We start from the raw sequence: 17,489 nt of genomic DNA on the forward strand, positions 1-17,489 counted from the left end.
ACGGAACCCGGCATGACCACGACGGAACCCGGCCCCGCCACAGCCCCTTCGCCGGGCCGCGCCCGCCGCTCGGCCCTCTCCCTGCGCGACCTGGTCTCCGAAGCGCTGGCAGGAGTGCTGCAACGTCCCGCCCGCTCCGCGCTGACGGCCCTGGGCACCGTCCTCGGCGTGGGCTCCTTCATCGCGGTGCTCGGACTGACGGGCACCGCCGCCTCCCAGATCGACGGCCGGTTCAGTGAACTCACCGCCACGGAAGTCACCGTGCAGGACACCGGAGGCACCGACAGCGGACACGTCCCCCTGGCCTTCCCCGCCGACGCCGACACCCGCGTGGGCCGGCTCAACGGCGTCACCGCGGCGGGCGTCTGCTGGAAGGTCCGCCTCGCCGCCGGGCAGGCCGTACGCTCCACCCCGGCCCGCGGCACCGGAAGCACCGCCCAGACCTCGCTGATCGCGGCGTCCCCGGGAGCGCTGCGGGCCGCCGGGCCCTCCCTGGCCCAGGGGCGCACCTTCGATCCGTACCACGACAGCCACCGCGAACGCGTCGCCGTACTGGGTGCCGCGACCGCTGCCCGCCTGGGCATCACCACCGTGGAGACCCGGCCCGCCGTCTTCATCGGGGACACCGCCTTCACGGTCATCGGGATCGTGGACGACCTCGAACGCAAACCCGAACTGCTCATGTCCGTCCTGGTACCGCGCTCCACCGCCGAGCACCTCTGGGGGCCGCCCGGCGACGAGCGGGCGCACATGCTCATCGCCACGGAACTCGGCGCCGCCCGCCAGGTCGCCGACGAAGCCCCCACCGCGCTGCGCCCCGAACACCCCGACTACTTCAGGGCCGTACCGCCACCCGACCCCAAGGCCCTGCGCTCGGCCGTGGGCGACGACCTCGGGCAGCTCTTCCTCGTGCTGGCCGGAGTGTGCCTGGTGATCGGCAGTGTCGGCATCGCCAACACCACCCTGGTGGCGGTCATGGAACGCACCGGCGAGATCGGCCTGCGCCGCGCCCTGGGAGCCCGCGGCGTCCACATCACCGCCCAGTTCCTCGCCGAATCCACGGCTCTCGGTCTCCTCGGCGGCCTGATCGGCACCTCGGCCGGCACGCTCACCGTGGTGCTGGTCTCCGCCGTACGGCAGTGGACACCGGTGATCGACCCGCTGGCGGTCGCCACCGCGCCCGCCCTCGGCCTGGCCACCGGCCTGCTCGCCGGCCTCTACCCCGCGTGGCGCGCCGCCCGCATTCCACCGGCCGAAGCCCTGCGCCGCTGATCCGGCACCCCGTCCCGCCCCTGCGACCCCCTCCCTACGCTTTGCTGCTCTCCGCCCCGGCCATGGTGCACCGCGGGCCGTGCCGGCCCCGCCGCCGCACGGCGTCCTTGCGCTGCCCGCGACCGCCCCCGGCCCGCCCACGATCACCCCGTACGGATACGCCCGCGGCCCGGCCGCGGACAACCAAGGACTTTTTTTGAGACATCGCTCCACGAGCAGATGGCGATCATCCGTCGCCACGGCGGTCTCCGCCGCGCTGTTCAGCTCACTCCTCCAGACCACCGCCTGGGCCGACGACCAGCCCCAGGACGCCCCGGCGCCGCAGCGTTCGTCGGTGGTGAAGAACGCGGACCGGGACACGGTGCTGGGCAAGGACTGGCACACGTCCCAGGACCGGGCCTGGACCACCAGCGGCGACACCGAGGGATTCCACGTCCTGGTCGCCGACCGGAACAAGGCTTACGAGTGGCGCACCGCCGCGACCCTGCGCGAGCCCGGCTTCGACGCCGACATGTGGATCGGCAACGCGTGCGTGACGGGCTCGGGCCGGCGGGCCGTGGTCGCCTACGCACCGCGTACCTTCACCAACCGGCCGGAGCTGATGGCCCGCGGCGCCTTCACGGCCGTGGTCGACCTCGCCTCCGGCGCGGTGAAGAAACTGGACCGGCAGGCGTCGCTGGCCTACTTCAGTCCGGGCTGCGGCACCGGCGAGACCGCGGTGTTCACCCAGGACGGCGGCGAGGACAAGAACGCCACCCGCCTCATCGAGGTCGACGCCGCCACCGGCGGGCTGAGCGCCCCGGTCGAGCTGAAGGGCCAGGTCACCTCGGCCGTACCGGTGGGCGAGGGCTTCGTCGCGGCCGACTCCGACCGCCTGGTGAAGATCGACAAGTCGGGTGGGCGCCGTACCGTCGCGCACACCGACCGGATCCCCTTCCAGCTCAAGGCGGACACCGAAGGCGGCGTGACCTACCTGGACCGCCCCACTGGTACCTCCGGCCCGAGCCCCATGGCGTACACCACTCCCACCGCCCGCTCGGCCGCCGTGCCCGCGGGACCGGGGCCGGACAAGGCCGAGGTCCGGCGGGTCACCGCGGGTGACATCGACCGGGCGGACGCCCGGACCGAGCCGGCCGTGCTGGCCCGCGGCCCGCTGCACAACATGGACCTGTCCAGCAGCGCCACCGGCGAGGTGTTCATCACGGGGGAGACCCAGGCGGCCGGCAAGCTGCCCGGAGCGGTCAAGCGCCGTACCGACGTCCCCCAGGGCGCTCGGGCCACCACCCGTGGCGAGGCGCTGGTGACCCGTACGGAGTGGTCGGACGACAAGGGCGCCCGTACCGCCGCGCAGCAGGCCCCCGCGTCCCGCTCCGCGGACGTGGACCTGAAGGTCCTGGACACCGGCAAGCAGGCCGAGTTCCGGGTCGACCCCGAGCACGAGGCGGTCGGTGACGCGGACCAGGGCGCCGAGCCCTCCCCGGCGCTGACCGCACCGGCCGGCTCCGCCAAGGCCCGTACCGCGGCCTTCCGCGCGCGGGCGGCCAGCTCCGTCGACGACACCGCCGAGCCGGGCCGGTACTGCTCCGTACCCCGCAACGACCCGCGCAAGCAGGCCGTGCAGCCCAAGCCGCGGCAGATCGAGTGGGCGGTGGACCAGGCCGTCACCAACAACCTGAACAAGCACATCTCGCGGCCCGCCAACTGGAAGAACCTCGGGATGGGCGCCTACAAGCCGCAGTCCCTCTTCCCTCTCCTGCAACTGGAGGGCGGCGGCCGGATCCCGGCGCAGGTGATGCTGGGCGTCACCGCGCAGGAATCCAACATGTGGCAGGCGTCCCGGGTCGTGGTGCCCGGTGTGTCGGGCAACCCGCTGGTCGGCAACTACTACGGCATCACGTACGCGGCCGACGGCCAGCAGAACGACCCGTGGGGCATCCACTGGGACAAGGCCGACTGCGGATACGGCATCACGCAGGTCACCGACGGCATGCGCATCCAGGGCAAGGAGAAGCCGGAGGAGCAGCTCAAGACCAAGCTGCAGCAGGAGGCCGCGGCGCTGGACTACACGGCCAACATCGCGGCCGGCGTCAACATCCTCGCCGACAAGTGGAACCAGACCCACAAGGACGGCCTGACCGTCAACAACGGTGATCCGAAGTACATGGAGAACTGGTTCTTCGCCCTGTGGGCCTACAACTCGGGGTACTACCCCAAGTCCGAGGCGGGCAAGAACGGCGGCAAGTGGGGCGTCGGCTTCACCAACAACCCGGCCAACCCGCTGTGGAAGGCCAACCGCCGCCCCTTCCTGGAGAGCGCGACCGGCGGCGACAACTACAAGGACGCCGCCCACCCGCAGGACTGGCCCTACCAGGAGAAGGTGCTGGGCTGGGCCGCCCGTCCGCTGGAGGCCCTGGAGTCCCCGGGCACGATGGTGCACGGCTTCCGCCAGGCATGGTGGACGAACTTCTCGGACCGTACGACCGTCAAGCCGCCCGAGGGCCTGTTCTGCACGGCCGACAACGAGTGCGATCCGGGCAAGATCGGCCCGGACGACAAGAACGAGCCGGGCCTGGGAGCCTGCAACCGCAAGGACCTCAAGTGCTGGTGGAACAAGCCGGTCACCTGGAAGAAGTGCGACAAGGGGCAGTGCGGCAATGAACTGCTCCGGTTCAACGACACGTACAAGGAGGAGGCGGACGGCACCGCCTACCCGCCCAACTGTTCCACCGCGGGACTGCCCGGCAACGCGCTGATCGTCGACGACGTCCCGGACGGCACCCCGGTCGTGCGGCCGGGCTGCGCGCAGCCGAAGAAGAACAGCGGCGCCTTCCGGCTCGACTTCGCCACCGACTCGGCGAAGATCGACTTCCAGCAGCTCGGTGCCGGATACGGCAGCCACTTCTGGTTCGCCCACACGCGCAAGGACGACGCCAAGGGCCGCCGGATGAAGGTCACCGGCACCTGGGACTTCCACCACAAGGTCACGGGCCCGGCCAAGGTCCTGGTGCACATCCCGGACCACGGGGCGCAGACCAGGGCCGCCACCTACGAGATCGAGACCGCCAAGGGCAAGCGCACCCGGGTCGTCGACCAGCTGAACCAGGGAGGCAAGGGGAAGAACCGCTGGGTCGACATCGGCGCGTTCCTCTTCGACGGGAACCCGAAGGTCAGGCTCTCCAGCATCACCAAGGGCGGCACCGGCGACACGGACATCGCGTTCGACGCGGTCGCCGTCGCCCCGATGAAGGGCAAGTGGGTCCAGCACTCCTTCGACGCGGTCGCCACCATCGACCCGTACCAGAACCTGGACACCAACACCCCCAGCCAGTTCAACACGCCGATCCGTGACCGGCAGACGCTCTACGACTGGGCCCGCAACAAGACCGTCGGCGGAGCGCCCTGGAACGACAAGAGCAAATCGCGGGTGAAGGGCCTCACCGAATTCCCGGCCTGCGCCACCGGCGCCGCGAAGAAGAACTGCCTCGGGGCCGAAACCCTCGCGGCCATGCGGACGTGGTCGAAGAAGGTCGCCGATGCCGGTACCTCGCTCACCGGCGACACGTCGCAGGCACAGTGGATGGGGTTCACCAATCCCCGGCCCGGCGGTAAGAAGCCCGCGGACGCCTTCGCGTCGGACCTCGATTACAAGAACAAGACGCACATCGACGCCGGCTATGTCATCGGGGACGACGGAAAGATCGTCGAAGACTCCGAGGACTTCGCGGTGAACTGGCGCGTGGGCAATACGCGGATCGCGCCTTTCGTCGCCGATTTCGTCAAGGCCACGGTCGCCGACTACCGGTCCAGCGGCATCACGATGCCGGACCTGTCGTACAGCGCCCTCGACGCCAACACCGTCACCGGGAAGAAGACGCGGGTGCGGAACCCGCTGGAGACCGGCTGGACCCCGGCGCGCGCCTACCTGCCGCACCACAGCACCCCGGCCGTCGACGAGTCGGGACGGTGTCTGAACGTCAAGACGATCGGCGGCGGCGTGGACGGCTACCGTCCGCTGGGCGGCGCGCCGACCACCGACAAGAACATGAGAGCATGGGTGGACCAACTGCAGAAGGCCGCCGACGGCGGAAAGCTTCCGCAGGAGGTCGCGGACACCGCGGGTGACTTCTACAACATGTTCTACAGGGAGCTGGACATTCCCGGCGCCTCCGGATCGCTGCTGTACGCGGCCCCGCCGATCTGGCAGAACATCTCCGTCGCCCTCTGCTCGGACGGTTCGGTCAAGTCGACCCAGTCCGTTTCCAATGCCGACAACAAGCCGGCCCACGGCCTCGTGTACCAGGGGTACATGCCGGATCTGTACCTTTACCATAACGATCGGATGATCGACCAGACCGGAAAGCCCGCGACCGGTCCGGTGCAGCGCGGAAACTTCGCGGACTTCTCCAACGTCCCCGGTGTGACCTCCGACAAGGGAAATGCCTACGGGAAATGCGATGTCGCGGTCCGCGGCAATGGCGGAAATCCGTGGAACATCACCGTTCCGCCGTTCAGCTCGACCAATGAGACACCGAAGCGGGTCATCTACTGTGATGACAAGACGCCCCATATGACGACCGCCCCGGACGGAGACTGAAGTGCCCACCGTACGAGCCCGTACCTGTATCAGAACCGGTGCGGCCGTGTGGGCCACGGCCGGGGCCGCCGCGATGCTGTTCGGTGTTCCCGCCGTCGCCTGGCTGTCGGGTTCGTACTGGATGGGTCTCGTGCTGGGCGAGGTGTACTTCCTGGCCCAGGTGCTGCTCGCCGTACAGGCGTACCGTGCGGCCGGGCGCGGCACCGCCCAGGCGCTGCGCTGGCTGGCGGGATCTCTGGCCTGGGCAGGGGTTCCGCTCTGGGCCCTGTCCGTGCTGGCATGGCTGAACGCCGACGCCAGTGAGGCGTGGGCCGACCTGGCGCCGAGGACGACCACGGCAGGCGGGGCCTGTCTGCTCCTCGCCGTCGTCGCCCTGGTCCCGCTGCTCTCTGCCCGGAGGCAGCACCGACGCTGAACGGCAGCGCGCCGACACTGAACGGCGCGCACCGACGATAAAGGCACCGCGCCGACGCACCGGCGGGAATCTGCACCGCAGCTTTCCCGCCGGTGCGTCGTCGTGGGCCGGATTGCGTAGCCGCCGGGCTACGTAGTTCTCGCCGACGCGGCGGCCCTCTTCCCTGCGGCATGGTCGGTACCACAGTCAGATACCGGCCGCGCAATCGGGGAGAGAGGCGGCCGGGAAGCAGTGGACACAGGGGGAACGCTTGCTCAGCTTGCAGCCGGCCGTCACGGCATCCGCACCTCGCGACAGCCGGGTACGGGTAGCGGTCACGGCCCACGACCCGATCAGTCGCGAAGGAGTCCTCAGCCAGCTGCGCCGGCACCCTGAGGTCGACCTGCGTGAGGAACCCGGACCCACCGCCGTGGCCGTCCTCGTCGAGGACGTACTCGACGACGCCGCCCTCGCCCGGCTGCGGCGCGTCGTACGCAGCGAGGGCGCGCGGGTGGTGCTCGTCGTGGGGACGGTCCGGGAGAACGAACTGCTGGACGTCATCGAGTGCGGAGCCGGAGTCATCGTCTGGCGCCGCGAGGCCACCGCGCACCGGCTGGTGCAGGCGGTGCTGACCGCGGCCGAGGGCGGCGGCGACCTGCCCGCGGACCTGCTGGGCCGGCTCATCGGCCAGGTGGGGCGCCTGCACCGGGGCGGCGCCGACCAGCCGGGGTCCTTCCTCGGCCTGACGCCGCGCGAGGTGGACGTCGTACGGCTGGTGGCCGAGGGGCTCGACACCGCGGAGATCGCCGTCAAACTGTCGTACTCCGAGCGCACCGTCAAGAACGTCATGCACGGCCTCACCACACGCCTGCACCTGCGCAACCGGCCGCACGCCGTGGCGTACGCGCTCCGCGAGGGCTACATATGACCCCGCGAGAGCCGCATCCGGCCGGACGGGCGGCGGGGACGGGCCCTTGAGGCAGCAGCGGTGCCCCGTTGTCGTCCCTGCCGCGCCTGCGCCCCGGACGGCGCCCGGAGCAGGATCGGCGGCAGGACCACGCAGAGCGGACGCCAGGAGCCGGCCGCCGACAGGCGGCAGGTGGGAGCAACACAGTGATTCATGAGGTGGACGAGGTCCTCAAGGGCCTCATCGGCGGCGGGGCACTGGCCGGATCCGGTATCGAGGTGTCCTTCGACGTGCCCACCCGCGACTGGGCCGCCCGGCGCAACGCCCCCGTGGTCAACGCCTACTTGTACGACATCCGGGAGGACGTGTCCCGGCGGCAGCGCGGCCGTACGGCGCTGCGCGACGACCGGGACATCGTCGTGCGCCGCCGTCGCCCGCCGCGCTGGTTCCGGCTGTCCTACCTGGTGACGGCCTGGACGAAGACGCCGCAGGACGAACACCGGCTGCTGTCCGCGGCGCTGGCGACGCTGCTGCCGCACGAACTGCTCGCCGCCCACCAGCTACCGGAAGCGCTCGGCCGCCTCGGCCTGGCCGTGCCCGTGACGGTGGGCGTCATCCAGTCGGAGGCCCGCTCCCTCGCCGAGATCTGGGCCGCGCTGGGCGGTGAACTCAAGCCGTCCCTGGACGTCACGGTGACCGTGCCGTTCCCGGCGTTCCCCGACTACGACGCGGGGCCCCCGGTCACGGAGGGCGCGGTGGTCCGGGTACACGGCGCCGACGGCGGCCCGCCCCGATCGGCGGAGCGCGCCCACCGGCCCGGTCAAGTGGCCGCCGCCCGTACCGCACATGAGCAGGCGGCGGCCCGCCGCACGGAGCAGCCATGAACACCACGCCCATGGAGGACGTGCTTGCGCCGCCCGCCCGGCCCCGGGAGCACGGCGCAGCCGGACCGGCACGCTCCCTCCTCGACCGGCTCGCCGGGCTGCGGCAGACGGTGGCCGCACTGGTCGAACACCGCTCCGCCGCCGACCCCACCGCGAACGACCCGCTGCGCGGCCTCTACGTGTCCCGGGAAGCCGTGAGCCATCTGCTCCGCACCTGGCCGCACGAAGCGCCGACGGACGTCCCGCATGGCGCGCCGACAGAGGTCTCGCCCGGCGCGCCGACGGCCCGGCCGGAGGACACCGACGACCGGCTGGCCAGGGCAGCCGCCCGGCTGCGGCTGACGGAACTGGACACGGCCATCGTCCTCATCGCCCTCGCCCCCGACGTCGACCGCACCTTCGAGCCGCTCTACGGCTACCTCAACGACGACGTGAGCCGCCGCCGCGCCACGGTGGGCCTCGCCCTCGACCTGTGCGGGACGCCCGCGCACCTGCCGGAGGCCCGCGCCCGCTTCCACCCCTCGGCGCCGCTCCGCGCCCTCGGACTGCTGACCGTCGAGGAGGCCGAACGCCCGCTCCTCACCCGCTCCTTGCGCGTGCCCGACCGGCTCACCGCCCACTTGCTGGGTGACGACACCCCGGACGCCTCGCTCCTCGGCCACCTGCATCCGCTGCCGGACCCGCTCCCCACCGCGCAGCACGACGAAGGCTTCGCCCGACGGCTGGCCACCCTCCTCGGCCGGGAACCGTGCACCGCCTACCTGCGGGAGCACCGCGAGGGCGACGCCCTGACCACCCTCGCCTCCGCTCTGCACGAGGCGGGCGTCGAGGCGCTGCGGTTCTCGGGGCCCGCGGACCGCGTCCCGGAACTGCTGCGTGAGGCGCGCCTGAGCGGCCGGGCCGTCGTCCTGTGCGGGCTGCCCGCACAACCGGAGCCGCTCGTCGCGGAGTTGACCGCGGCAACCGACGTGACCGTACTGCTGGCCGACCCCCGCCCGTACGATCCGCAGTGGTCCCCGCACGACCCGCTCGTGCTGCAGGCGCCCCGGCCCCCGGCAGAAGGCACGGCCGCCTGGCGGGCCGCACTGGGGCCCGCCGCGGACGGCTTCGACCTGGCCGCCACCGTGGCCCCGTACCACCTCGGCGGCGCCCGCATCACCCGCGCCGCCCGTGCCGCCGCGGCGCTCGCGGCCTTCGAAGCGGCTCCGCTCACCGCGGCCCACGTCCGGCTCGCCGCCCGGCAGCAGTCCGCCTCGGGCCTCGAACAGCATGCCCGCCGGATCCGGCCCGCGGTGGACTGGCGGGACCTGGTCCTGCCCGACGGCCCGCTCTCCCAGCTGCGCGAACTCGCCCTGCGCGCCCGCCATCGCGACCGGGTGCTCGGCGACTGGCGGCTCAGCGCGGGCGGCGGCCGCGGCCGCGGCGTCCTCGGCCTCTTCGCGGGGGAGTCCGGCACCGGGAAGACGCTGTCCGCCGAGGTGATCGCCGCCGATCTGGGGGTCGACCTGTACGTGGTGCAACTCTCCTCGGTCGTGGACAAGTACGTCGGCGAGACCGAGAAGAACCTCGAACGGATCTTCACGGAGGCCGACCGCACCGACGCCGTGCTCCTCTTCGACGAGGCCGACGCCGTCTTCGGCAGGCGCTCGGAGGTCAAGGACGCCCACGACCGGTACGCCAACATGGAGAGCGCCTACCTGCTGCAGCGCCTCGAATCCTTCGACGGCATCGCCCTGCTGACCACCAACCTGCGCGCGAACATCGACGACGCGTTCACCCGCCGCCTCGACACGGTGGTGGACTTCGCCTTCCCGGACGCCGGACAGCGCCGGGAGCTGTGGCGGAACGGCCTGGCGCACGTACCCTGCGCCGAGGACCTCGATGTCGCCTCCCTCGCCCGGGACTTCGAGCTGGCCGGCGGTGCGATCCGCGGTGCGGTGGTCACCGCCGCCTACCTCGCGGCGGGCCGGGACGAGCCGGTCGCCGCGGGCGACCTGTGGGAAGGCGCCCGCCGCGAGTACCGCAAGGCGGGCCGGCTGGTCCCGGGCGAGACGAGCTGGTGACGCGCAGGGCCGGGGCGTTCCTGATGCATCTCCGCGGAGATCCGTCAGAAATACCCCGGCCCCGCCGTCGCGTGGTCACACGGTGAAGCGGACCGCCTCCAACGGGAGGTTCAGTTCCATGGGGCTGCCGCCGTACCGCCACTTGCCGGGTTCGGTGCACAGCTTGCCCGTCCAGTTCCGGTCCTTCACGTTGGCTTCGTGGCATACGGAGCCGTCGAAGACCTGGAGGGTGAACCCTTCCATGGGAGGATCGGCGCTCTCGGTGCTGCCGAGGACCATGTCCTTGACGTCGTCCTCCTTCTGCCACGCGTCGCCCTTGCGCCAGCCCTCGCCCACGTAGGCGCCCGCGCCGGTGACGCCGTTGGTTCCGGACACCGCGATGTTGAGGGCCTTGACGGGCTTGCCCTGGCCCGCCGTCCCCGCCTCCGCCCCGTCGCACACCGGTTCCTGCCAGCCGTCGTCCTGGACGAAGGCGCGGTAGCAGATGTGGCGGCCCGCGCTGCGGGCGACGAGCTCGCGCACCGCGGTGGCCGCGGTGCGCTCCGTGGGCTCCTCCTCGGGCTGGTCCCCGTCGCCGCCTCCGCCCTTCGGCTTCTCCTCCCCGTCGCCGCCGGGCTTCTCGGACGGGCCTTGCGACTGCCGGGGCTGCGGAGGCGGGCTGCTGATCGGCGGGGACGGGCGGCCCGGCGCGAGCTGTCCGGCCTTCGCGGGCTTCTCCCGCGCCACGCTCTGCACCTGCGGCCGGTACGCCAGCCAGATCGTCACGAACGCGATCGTCAGCGCGAGCAGCAGGCCGAAGGAGCCGGCCAGCCAGCCCGGCAGGATCCCGCGCTGTACGAAGGTGCCGTCCACCTCCGTCGGGTCGGCGCCGGAGCGCCGCACGGCCAGCCGGTACGGCTGTTCCTGTCGGGAACCGAACCAGGTGATCTGCCGGGGCCGCAGCGTCGCCTTCACGAAAGCGGCCCGCCCCGGCTCGATCTGCACGTTGCCCGGCCGAAGGTCGTACGACAACCGGTCGCCGCTGTCGCTGCCGCTGAGCGAGGCGGTCACCTTGGTGTTGCCGAGGTTGTCCACCGCCAGCCGCGGCCGCCCCCGGAACCGCCCCTTCACCGTCGGCGGCACCAGTTCGGCGCGCACTTCGGTGAAGGGGGTGACGGTGAGGTTGCCCTCGGGGACGGTGACGGCGTCCGGATGCTCCGTCGGCGTGATCCGCACCGCGTACGGATGCGGGCCGGCGGACGCGTCCGGCGTACGCGGCGGCGCGAACGTCAGCTCCACCGTGCCGGTCGTCCCCGGATAGAGGCGCAGCGACCGCGGCTCCACGAGGGCCCAGGGGGCGAGATCGCCGACCGGTTCGAAGTGGTACTCGTCGACGATGTCTCCGGTGTTGCGCACCCGCAGCCGCACCGTGGTGCTGCTGCCGGGATCGACGGTCGCGGAGGCGGGTTCCAAAGAGGTCCAAAGGCTCACGCCACGACGCTAGGAGAGGAGGCGGACGCCGTCAGGAGGCCACCGGGCAGACCCGGTTGCCCGGACGGACGGCGCCCGATGTCCTCCGGTTCGCGGTCCGGCGCCGGGCGGCCGGACCGCCGGTAACAGCGGCGAGGGCAGGGGCGCGGCCGGTACGGGGCCGCCCGTCGGGCGGGAAGCGGCCGCCGTGCCCTCGGGGGCAGCGGCACTGCCCGGGGCCCGGCACCCGAGGCCGTTTCAGCGGCGGGGCGCGCGCGCCAGGCTGGACGGCATCCCGTCTCGTACCCCGAGGAGAGCAGAGCATGCCGTCCTACCTGTCACCCGGCGTCTACGTCGAGGAGGTGGCCAGCGGATCACGTCCGATCGAGGGGGTGGGCACCTCCGTGGCGGCCTTCGTCGGCCTCGCGCCGACCGGACCGCTGAACGAGCCCACCCTGGTGACCAACTGGACCCAGTACGTCACCTCCTTCGGAGCCTTCACCGACGGGTACTACCTCGCCCACTCCGTCTACGGCTTCTTCAACAACGGTGGTTCCGCCGCGTACGTGGTGCGGGTCGGCGGCTCCGCCGACGGCATCACCGCCGACGGCGGGGCGCCCGCCGAGGTGAACGGCGCGGCCCCGCAGGCGGCGCTGCCCGCCGCCGAGCCGAAGCAGCTCGGCGTGTTCGCCGTGGCGGCCACGGCACACGGCGCGAACGGCCCCTTGACCGTGGAGGTCGCCGACCCCGAGGGCGAGGGCCCCGCCGAGCGTTTCAAGCTGATCGTCAAGGACGGTGACAAGCCGGTCGAGACCTTCGACGCCAGCGCCAAGAAGAGCCACCGGTCCTACATCGTCACCCAGGTCAGGGAACGCTCCCGGCTCATCACCGTGACGGAGACCGCGGCGGCGGCACAGCTCACCCGCCCCGAGAACCAGACCGTCACCCTGCCCGCGCCGCCGCCCCCGGCCCCCGCGCCGGTCCCCGCGCAGCGGGACACGGCCGCGCACCCCGGCCCCGCCCAGTACCTCGGTGACTCCGCGGACCGCACCGGATTCGGCGGCCTGGAGGCCATCGACGAGGTGTCCATGGTGGCCGTACCCGACCTCATGGCCGCCTACCAGCGGGGGACGATCGACGCGGAAGCCGTGAAGGCCGTCCAGCTCGGTCTCATTGCCCACTGCGAGCTGATGGGCGACCGGGTCGCGGTCATCGACCCGCCGCCCGGCCTGAATGCGCGTCAGATACGGGTGTGGCGCCAAGAGACGGCGGGCTACGACTCCAAGTACGCGGCGCTGTACTACCCCTGGCTGAAGTCCTTCGACCCGGCGACGGGCCAGGCCCGCATGGTCCCGCCCAGCGGCCACGTCGCCGGGATCTGGGCCCGCAACGACTCCGAGCGCGGTGTGCACAAGGCCCCCGCCAACGAGGTCGTACGCGGCGCCGTCGACCTGGAACTCCAGATCACCCGCGGTGAACAGGACCTGCTCAACCCCATCGGCGTCAACTGCATCCGGGCCTTCCCCGGCCGGGGCGTCCGCGTCTGGGGAGCCCGCACCCTCTCCTCCGACCCCGAGTGGCGCTACCTGAACATCCGGCGGTACTTCAACTACCTGGAGGAGTCGATCCTGATCGGCACCCAGTGGGTGGTGTTCGAGCCGAACGACCACGCGTTGTGGGCCCGCATCCGGCGCAACGTCTCGGCGTTCCTGGTCAACGAGTGGCGCGGCGGCGCGCTCTTCGGCCAGCGGCCCGAGGAGGCCTACTACGTCAAGTGCGACGAGGAGACCAATCCGCCGGAGTCGGTCGACGTCGGCCGGGTCGTGTGCGAGATCGGCATCGCGCCGGTCAAGCCGGCGGAGTTCGTGATCTTCCGGTTGTCCCAGTTCTCCAGCGGCAGCGGGGAGTTGGAGGAGTAGGCCGCCCGCCCACGCCTCCCGCTCCCGTAAGCAATCGCCAAGAAGTACCGGAAGGACAGCGAACCCATGAGTCTGATGCAGGGTGACTCCCTCACCTCACACAATTTCGGCCTCCAGATCGACGGTGTGATGGTCGAGTACCTCGCGGAGGTCAGCGGCCTCACCATCGAACAGGACGTCATCGTCCACCAGCAGAACTCCGCACAGGGCCATCTGGAGACCAACCTGCTGCCGGGCGTACAGAAGAACGGGCAGTGCACCGTGGTGCGCGGTATGACCCAGTCGTCCTCGTTCACCAAATGGATCAACGAATCGATCAGCGGCCAGATGAGCACGGCCCGCAAGAACGCCTCGATCATCATGATGGACTACCAGGACAATCCGGTGAAGCGGTACAACCTGCGCAACGCCTGGTGCAGCAAGATCGACGCCAGCACCCTGAAGGCCGGCGAGGCCGCCGCACTCACCGAGACCGTGACCATCGTCTTCGAAGAACTGGTCATCGAATGATGCGGCGCACGGCTGCCGGCGCGCCGGAGGGGAGCGCGCGGGCGGGCGTGGGTGCGGGTGCGGGTACGGGTGTGGGTGCGGCGCTCGCGGTGCCGCCGGGTTCGCCGGCCGCGGCGGGCGGTGGGCCGCAGGCCGCTCCCGTCGCTCCGGCCGACGCGGCGCCCCGCGACCTGCGCACCGAGTTCCCCTTCGAACTGCCGCGCGGATACGTCGACGAGTCGGGCACCGTGCACCGGGACGGCGTGATGCGCCTGTCGACCGCACGGGACGAACTCGTCCCGCTGCGCGACGTCCGCGTCCAGGAGAACCCGGCGTACCTGTCGGTGGTGCTGCTCGGCCGGGTCATCGCCCGCCTGGGCACGCTGTCGATGGTGCACGACGGCATCGTGGAGAACATGTTCGCCTCCGACCTGGCGTTCCTCCAGGACTTCTACCGACAGATCAACGCCGAGGGCCACACCCGCGCCGCGGTGCAGTGCCCGCACTGCTCCGAGCCGTTCGAGGTGGAACTCGGCGGGAGCCGCCTGGGGGAATCGTGACGTACGCGACCGACCGACTGCACGAGGAGATCGCGTACGTCGCCTACCACTTCCACTGGGACCTGGAGACGATCCTCGACCTGGAACACCACGACCGCCGTGCCTACGCGGACCGGATCGCGTCCTTCGTGACACGCGCCGGGACGGAGGGCTGACCCGTGGGAATCTTGGAACGGCTACGGGGGCGGGGCGGACGGGGGCGGGGTGGCGTCGGGGCCGCGGGGGAGCCAGGGGAGTCAGGGGAGCCGGCGGGTGCCGGTGCTGTGTCTGGTGGTGCGGCGTCTGGTGGTGCTGTGCCTGGTGGTGGCGCGTTTGGTGGTGCGGCGTCCGGTGGTGCCGCGACCGCGACCGCCTGGAGAGCGCTGCCGCCGGTCCAGCGGTCCGTCGCCGACGGCCGGGCCGAAGTCGCGGACGCGGCCTTCGGCAAGCGGCTGCCGACGTGGCAGAACCCCTCGTTCATGGAGGCGCCACACCGCCTCGGAATCCTGGGCCCCGCGCTCGGGAGCCTGCTCGCGGGGGCGATGACCACCACGGCCCGCCCGGTGACAGGGCTGGAACAGCCGTCGGGCACGCTCCCCTGGACGCCTGCGTCGCCGGAGGCGACCGTACGGCGGGTGCCTTTGGCGCGGCTGCGGGGGGTGGCGTCGGTGGGGGTGGCGCCTCGGGTGGGGGTGATCCCTCGTATGGGGGCGGTGCCTCGGGTGGGGGAGTCGGTGCCGGTGTCGGCACCGGTGCCGGTGGCCGTGGCGGGTTCGAGGCCGGTGGTGGGTGGTGCGGCGGTGTCCGCATCTCCTGTCGGGGCTGCCAGGGCTGCCGGTTCTGCCGGGCATGTCGGATCTGCCGCGTCTGCTGGGTCTGTAGGGCCTGTCGGGTCTGCTGGGCGTGTGCGGCCTGCCGGGCATGTCGGGCCTGCCGTACCGGTTCAGCAGGCCGTGCGGGGGCGGCCCGCCGGCGGCGTTCGTCGTGGCACACCTGCTGCCGTGACGCGGCCGGAGCCGGTGGGGGCGCCGTCCGCTGCGCCTGCGTCTGCGCCCATGTCCGTACCTGCGCCTGCGCCCATATCCGCGTCGGCGTCGGCGTCGGCATCCACATCCGTGTCTGCGATGCCGGGGGACGCGCTCGTAGCTGCCCCGTTCCCGTCGCGCGGTGACCGTGTGACGCCCACTCCGTCACGGCTGCCGTTGACCAAGGCGTCGGCTGGGCAGGGGGCCGTACAGCGGCGGATTCTGCCGGTGGCGCAGCGGATCTCCGCGCCGCCTGCGCGAGAGACGACGACGGCTGTGGGCCCGGCGGCAGGGGCGCCCGCCACGAGGACCGCAGGGGCATCGGCCGACGCCCCCGGCGAGCCCGTAGCGGTATCACCGGCCGAGGACGGCCGAGGGGGAGGCGGCTCGGCTGCCCCGCGTGGTCCCGTCAGCCGCCCCACGCCGTCGCCGAAGTCCGCGAGTGCCGGAATGCCGAAGTCCGGTGCGGCGCCGAGCGGACGGGGGCGGACGGAGACCGGCGCCCTCCCCGTGGCCGACGCACCGCACAGCCACCGAGGTACGGCGGTACGCGGCCCGGTCCGCGTGCAGCGAGCCCCGGCCGGACGGGGCGACGTCGCAGCGTCCGCCACCGGTAGCGCGCCGGACGATGCGGCGCCCGCCACGGTACGGCCCGCCGGTCCGGTCGGTTCTGCCGGTTCAGCCGCTCCCGGCGCCGACGCCCCGGCTGTTCAGCCGCGCGCGCTGGCCCGCGTGCAGGACGCCGCGACCCAGCCCGTAGCGTCCTCGGGAAAGACGCCGTCCGCTCGGCCCGGGGCAGTCGGCGGGTGGGCCGACGACGTCACCTCGGCGGTCGTGCCCGCTGTGAGTCCGCAGGGAGTAACCACGCCTGTTCAGCGATCTCTCCGGGCTGCCGGTAACCGCACCAACGCCCTACCCGCAGTCCCCACCGCATCCACAGCACCATCGGCGACCAGCTCCGCCGCACCGCATGAAGCCCCCGGCCGGGCCCTGGTTCATCCGGCTACGGCTCAGCCCTCATCCAGGAGCACGCTCCCCGCTTCCCCCGTGCCGCCCACGACGTCAGCCCGCCCCGCACCTCCCGTCCCGCCGGTGCAGCGCAGCGCCACACGCCCGGTCGCCAGAACCGGCCTCGGCGCGCCCATCTCCTCATCGCCCGCGCCGTCGGCCGCCACACCCCGGAGTTCCGCGCCCCACTCCGCCAAGCCCGCGCTCCGGAGCCTCGCGCAACCCGCCGTTCCGTCCCAACCTCCGCCGGGAATCGCTCCGTTGAGGCCCGCCGCGCCGAACCGCGGACCCGTATCCGTCTCACGTGCCGTGTCGTTGCCCCTCCGGGACCGAAGCGTTCCGGCCGCCACCGCACGGCGCCGTTCGCCGCTCGGGGCCCCGGTCCCCGCCGCGCCCGCCAACGCCACATCGCTGTCCGGCTCCTCGGCTCAGGCAGCGGGCGCGCCCGCTCCGCGGCCTCCGGCGAACTCAGGCCCCGCCTCTTCCCCCGCTTCTTCCCCCGTCACCATCCAGCGCGCCTGGGGTTCGACGATCGGTGAACTCGCCGCCATGGCCGGGGCCACGGTGGCGGACACGCTGCCCATGATCCGGCCTTCGCGCCGCCCGCCCCCGAGCGAGCCCCCTCCGTCCAACCACCCACTCCCGTCCAACTATCAACTTCCGTCCCACAGCCCCCCTCCTCCCTACGAGCCCCCTCCTCCGTACAGCCCCTCTCGCTACGCCCCTCCTCCGCAGGAACAGCCTCCGCAGAAACAACCTCCGAGAAACCAGCCCCCGCCCACCCCCACGGGATCTCCCACCCCCACGACCCCCACCCCAACGGAACCCACCCCCACACCACCCCCGCTCCCAGCCACCGCATTCGACCCCCGCGCACTCAGCGACCACCAGCTCGACGAACTGGTGCACCGCATCATCGGCCGCGTCACCCGGCTCATCCGTACCG

The 17,489-nt window shown here is 72.3% G+C and carries 12 protein-coding genes; 10 read left to right on the plus strand and 2 right to left on the minus strand.

Translation table 11 applies throughout. From position 1 onward, the window contains the following. The first annotated feature begins 12 nt into the window (after window positions 1-12). The 6 genes from A6A06_RS11150 to A6A06_RS11175 all read left to right on the plus strand — a co-directional run bounded on the left by A6A06_RS11150 (window position 13) and on the right by A6A06_RS11175 (window position 10,114). Window positions 13-1,272 carry an ABC transporter permease gene (locus tag A6A06_RS11150; protein ID WP_073761076.1) on the plus strand — a complete coding sequence of 420 codons (1,260 nt, stop codon included), beginning with the start codon at window positions 13-15 and terminating at the stop codon, window positions 1,270-1,272. A 196-nt stretch (window positions 1,273-1,468) separates the two neighbouring features. Next, entirely contained in the window at window positions 1,469-5,866 is a 4,398-nt protein-coding gene (locus A6A06_RS11155; protein WP_073761063.1) for a golvesin C-terminal-like domain-containing protein, read from the plus strand. A gap of 1 nt (window position 5,867) precedes the next feature. Beyond that, on the plus strand, window positions 5,868-6,281 hold the full coding sequence (locus tag A6A06_RS11160; protein WP_073761064.1) for a hypothetical protein: 414 nt from the start codon (window positions 5,868-5,870) through the stop codon (window positions 6,279-6,281). 250 nt (window positions 6,282-6,531) lie between these two features. Then, window positions 6,532-7,188 carry a helix-turn-helix transcriptional regulator gene (locus A6A06_RS11165; protein ID WP_242440684.1) on the plus strand — a complete coding sequence of 219 codons (657 nt, stop codon included), beginning with the start codon at window positions 6,532-6,534 and terminating at the stop codon, window positions 7,186-7,188. 185 nt (window positions 7,189-7,373) lie between these two features. Continuing rightward, window positions 7,374-8,051 carry a DUF4255 domain-containing protein gene (locus tag A6A06_RS11170; protein WP_073761065.1) on the plus strand — a complete coding sequence of 226 codons (678 nt, stop codon included), beginning with the start codon at window positions 7,374-7,376 and terminating at the stop codon, window positions 8,049-8,051. Beyond that, a complete protein-coding gene (locus tag A6A06_RS11175) occupies window positions 8,048-10,114 on the plus strand; it encodes an ATP-binding protein (protein WP_443333730.1) in 2,067 nt (688 codons plus the stop codon). Before A6A06_RS11170 ends, A6A06_RS11175 begins: the two co-directional genes overlap by 4 nt. 75 nt (window positions 10,115-10,189) lie before the next feature. Here the strand turns inward: A6A06_RS11175 and A6A06_RS11180 are convergent, their stop codons facing one another. After that, window positions 10,190-11,584: a hydrolase gene (locus tag A6A06_RS11180; protein WP_073761066.1), complete on the minus strand. Its 1,395-nt coding sequence runs from the start codon at window positions 11,582-11,584 to the stop codon at window positions 10,190-10,192. 302 nt (window positions 11,585-11,886) lie between these two features. Here A6A06_RS11180 and A6A06_RS11185 point away from each other — a divergent pair, with 302 nt between their 5' ends. The 4 genes from A6A06_RS11185 to A6A06_RS41575 all read left to right on the plus strand — a co-directional run bounded on the left by A6A06_RS11185 (window position 11,887) and on the right by A6A06_RS41575 (window position 14,686). After that, window positions 11,887-13,482 carry a phage tail sheath family protein gene (locus A6A06_RS11185; protein ID WP_073761067.1) on the plus strand — a complete coding sequence of 532 codons (1,596 nt, stop codon included), beginning with the start codon at window positions 11,887-11,889 and terminating at the stop codon, window positions 13,480-13,482. Between the two features lie 66 nt (window positions 13,483-13,548). Beyond that, window positions 13,549-13,992: a phage tail protein gene (locus A6A06_RS11190; RefSeq protein WP_073761068.1), complete on the plus strand. Its 444-nt coding sequence runs from the start codon at window positions 13,549-13,551 to the stop codon at window positions 13,990-13,992. Further along, on the plus strand, window positions 13,992-14,531 hold the full coding sequence (locus A6A06_RS11195; protein WP_073761079.1) for a hypothetical protein: 540 nt from the start codon (window positions 13,992-13,994) through the stop codon (window positions 14,529-14,531). Before A6A06_RS11190 ends, A6A06_RS11195 begins: the two co-directional genes overlap by 1 nt. Further along, complete coding sequence (locus A6A06_RS41575) at window positions 14,528-14,686, plus strand: DUF6760 family protein (protein ID WP_199930815.1); 159 nt, start codon at window positions 14,528-14,530, stop codon at window positions 14,684-14,686. Before A6A06_RS11195 ends, A6A06_RS41575 begins: the two co-directional genes overlap by 4 nt. Window positions 14,687-16,971: 2,285 nt before the next feature. On the opposite strand, the gene A6A06_RS11205 is transcribed toward A6A06_RS41575, so the two are convergent. Then, on the minus strand, window positions 16,972-17,118 hold the full coding sequence (locus A6A06_RS11205; RefSeq protein WP_199930816.1) for a hypothetical protein: 147 nt from the start codon (window positions 17,116-17,118) through the stop codon (window positions 16,972-16,974). Window positions 17,119-17,489: the final 371 nt, after the last annotated feature.

It is taken from the genome of Streptomyces sp. CB02923 (genome assembly GCF_001905005.1).
Classification (GTDB): Bacteria; Actinomycetota; Actinomycetes; order Streptomycetales; family Streptomycetaceae; genus Streptomyces.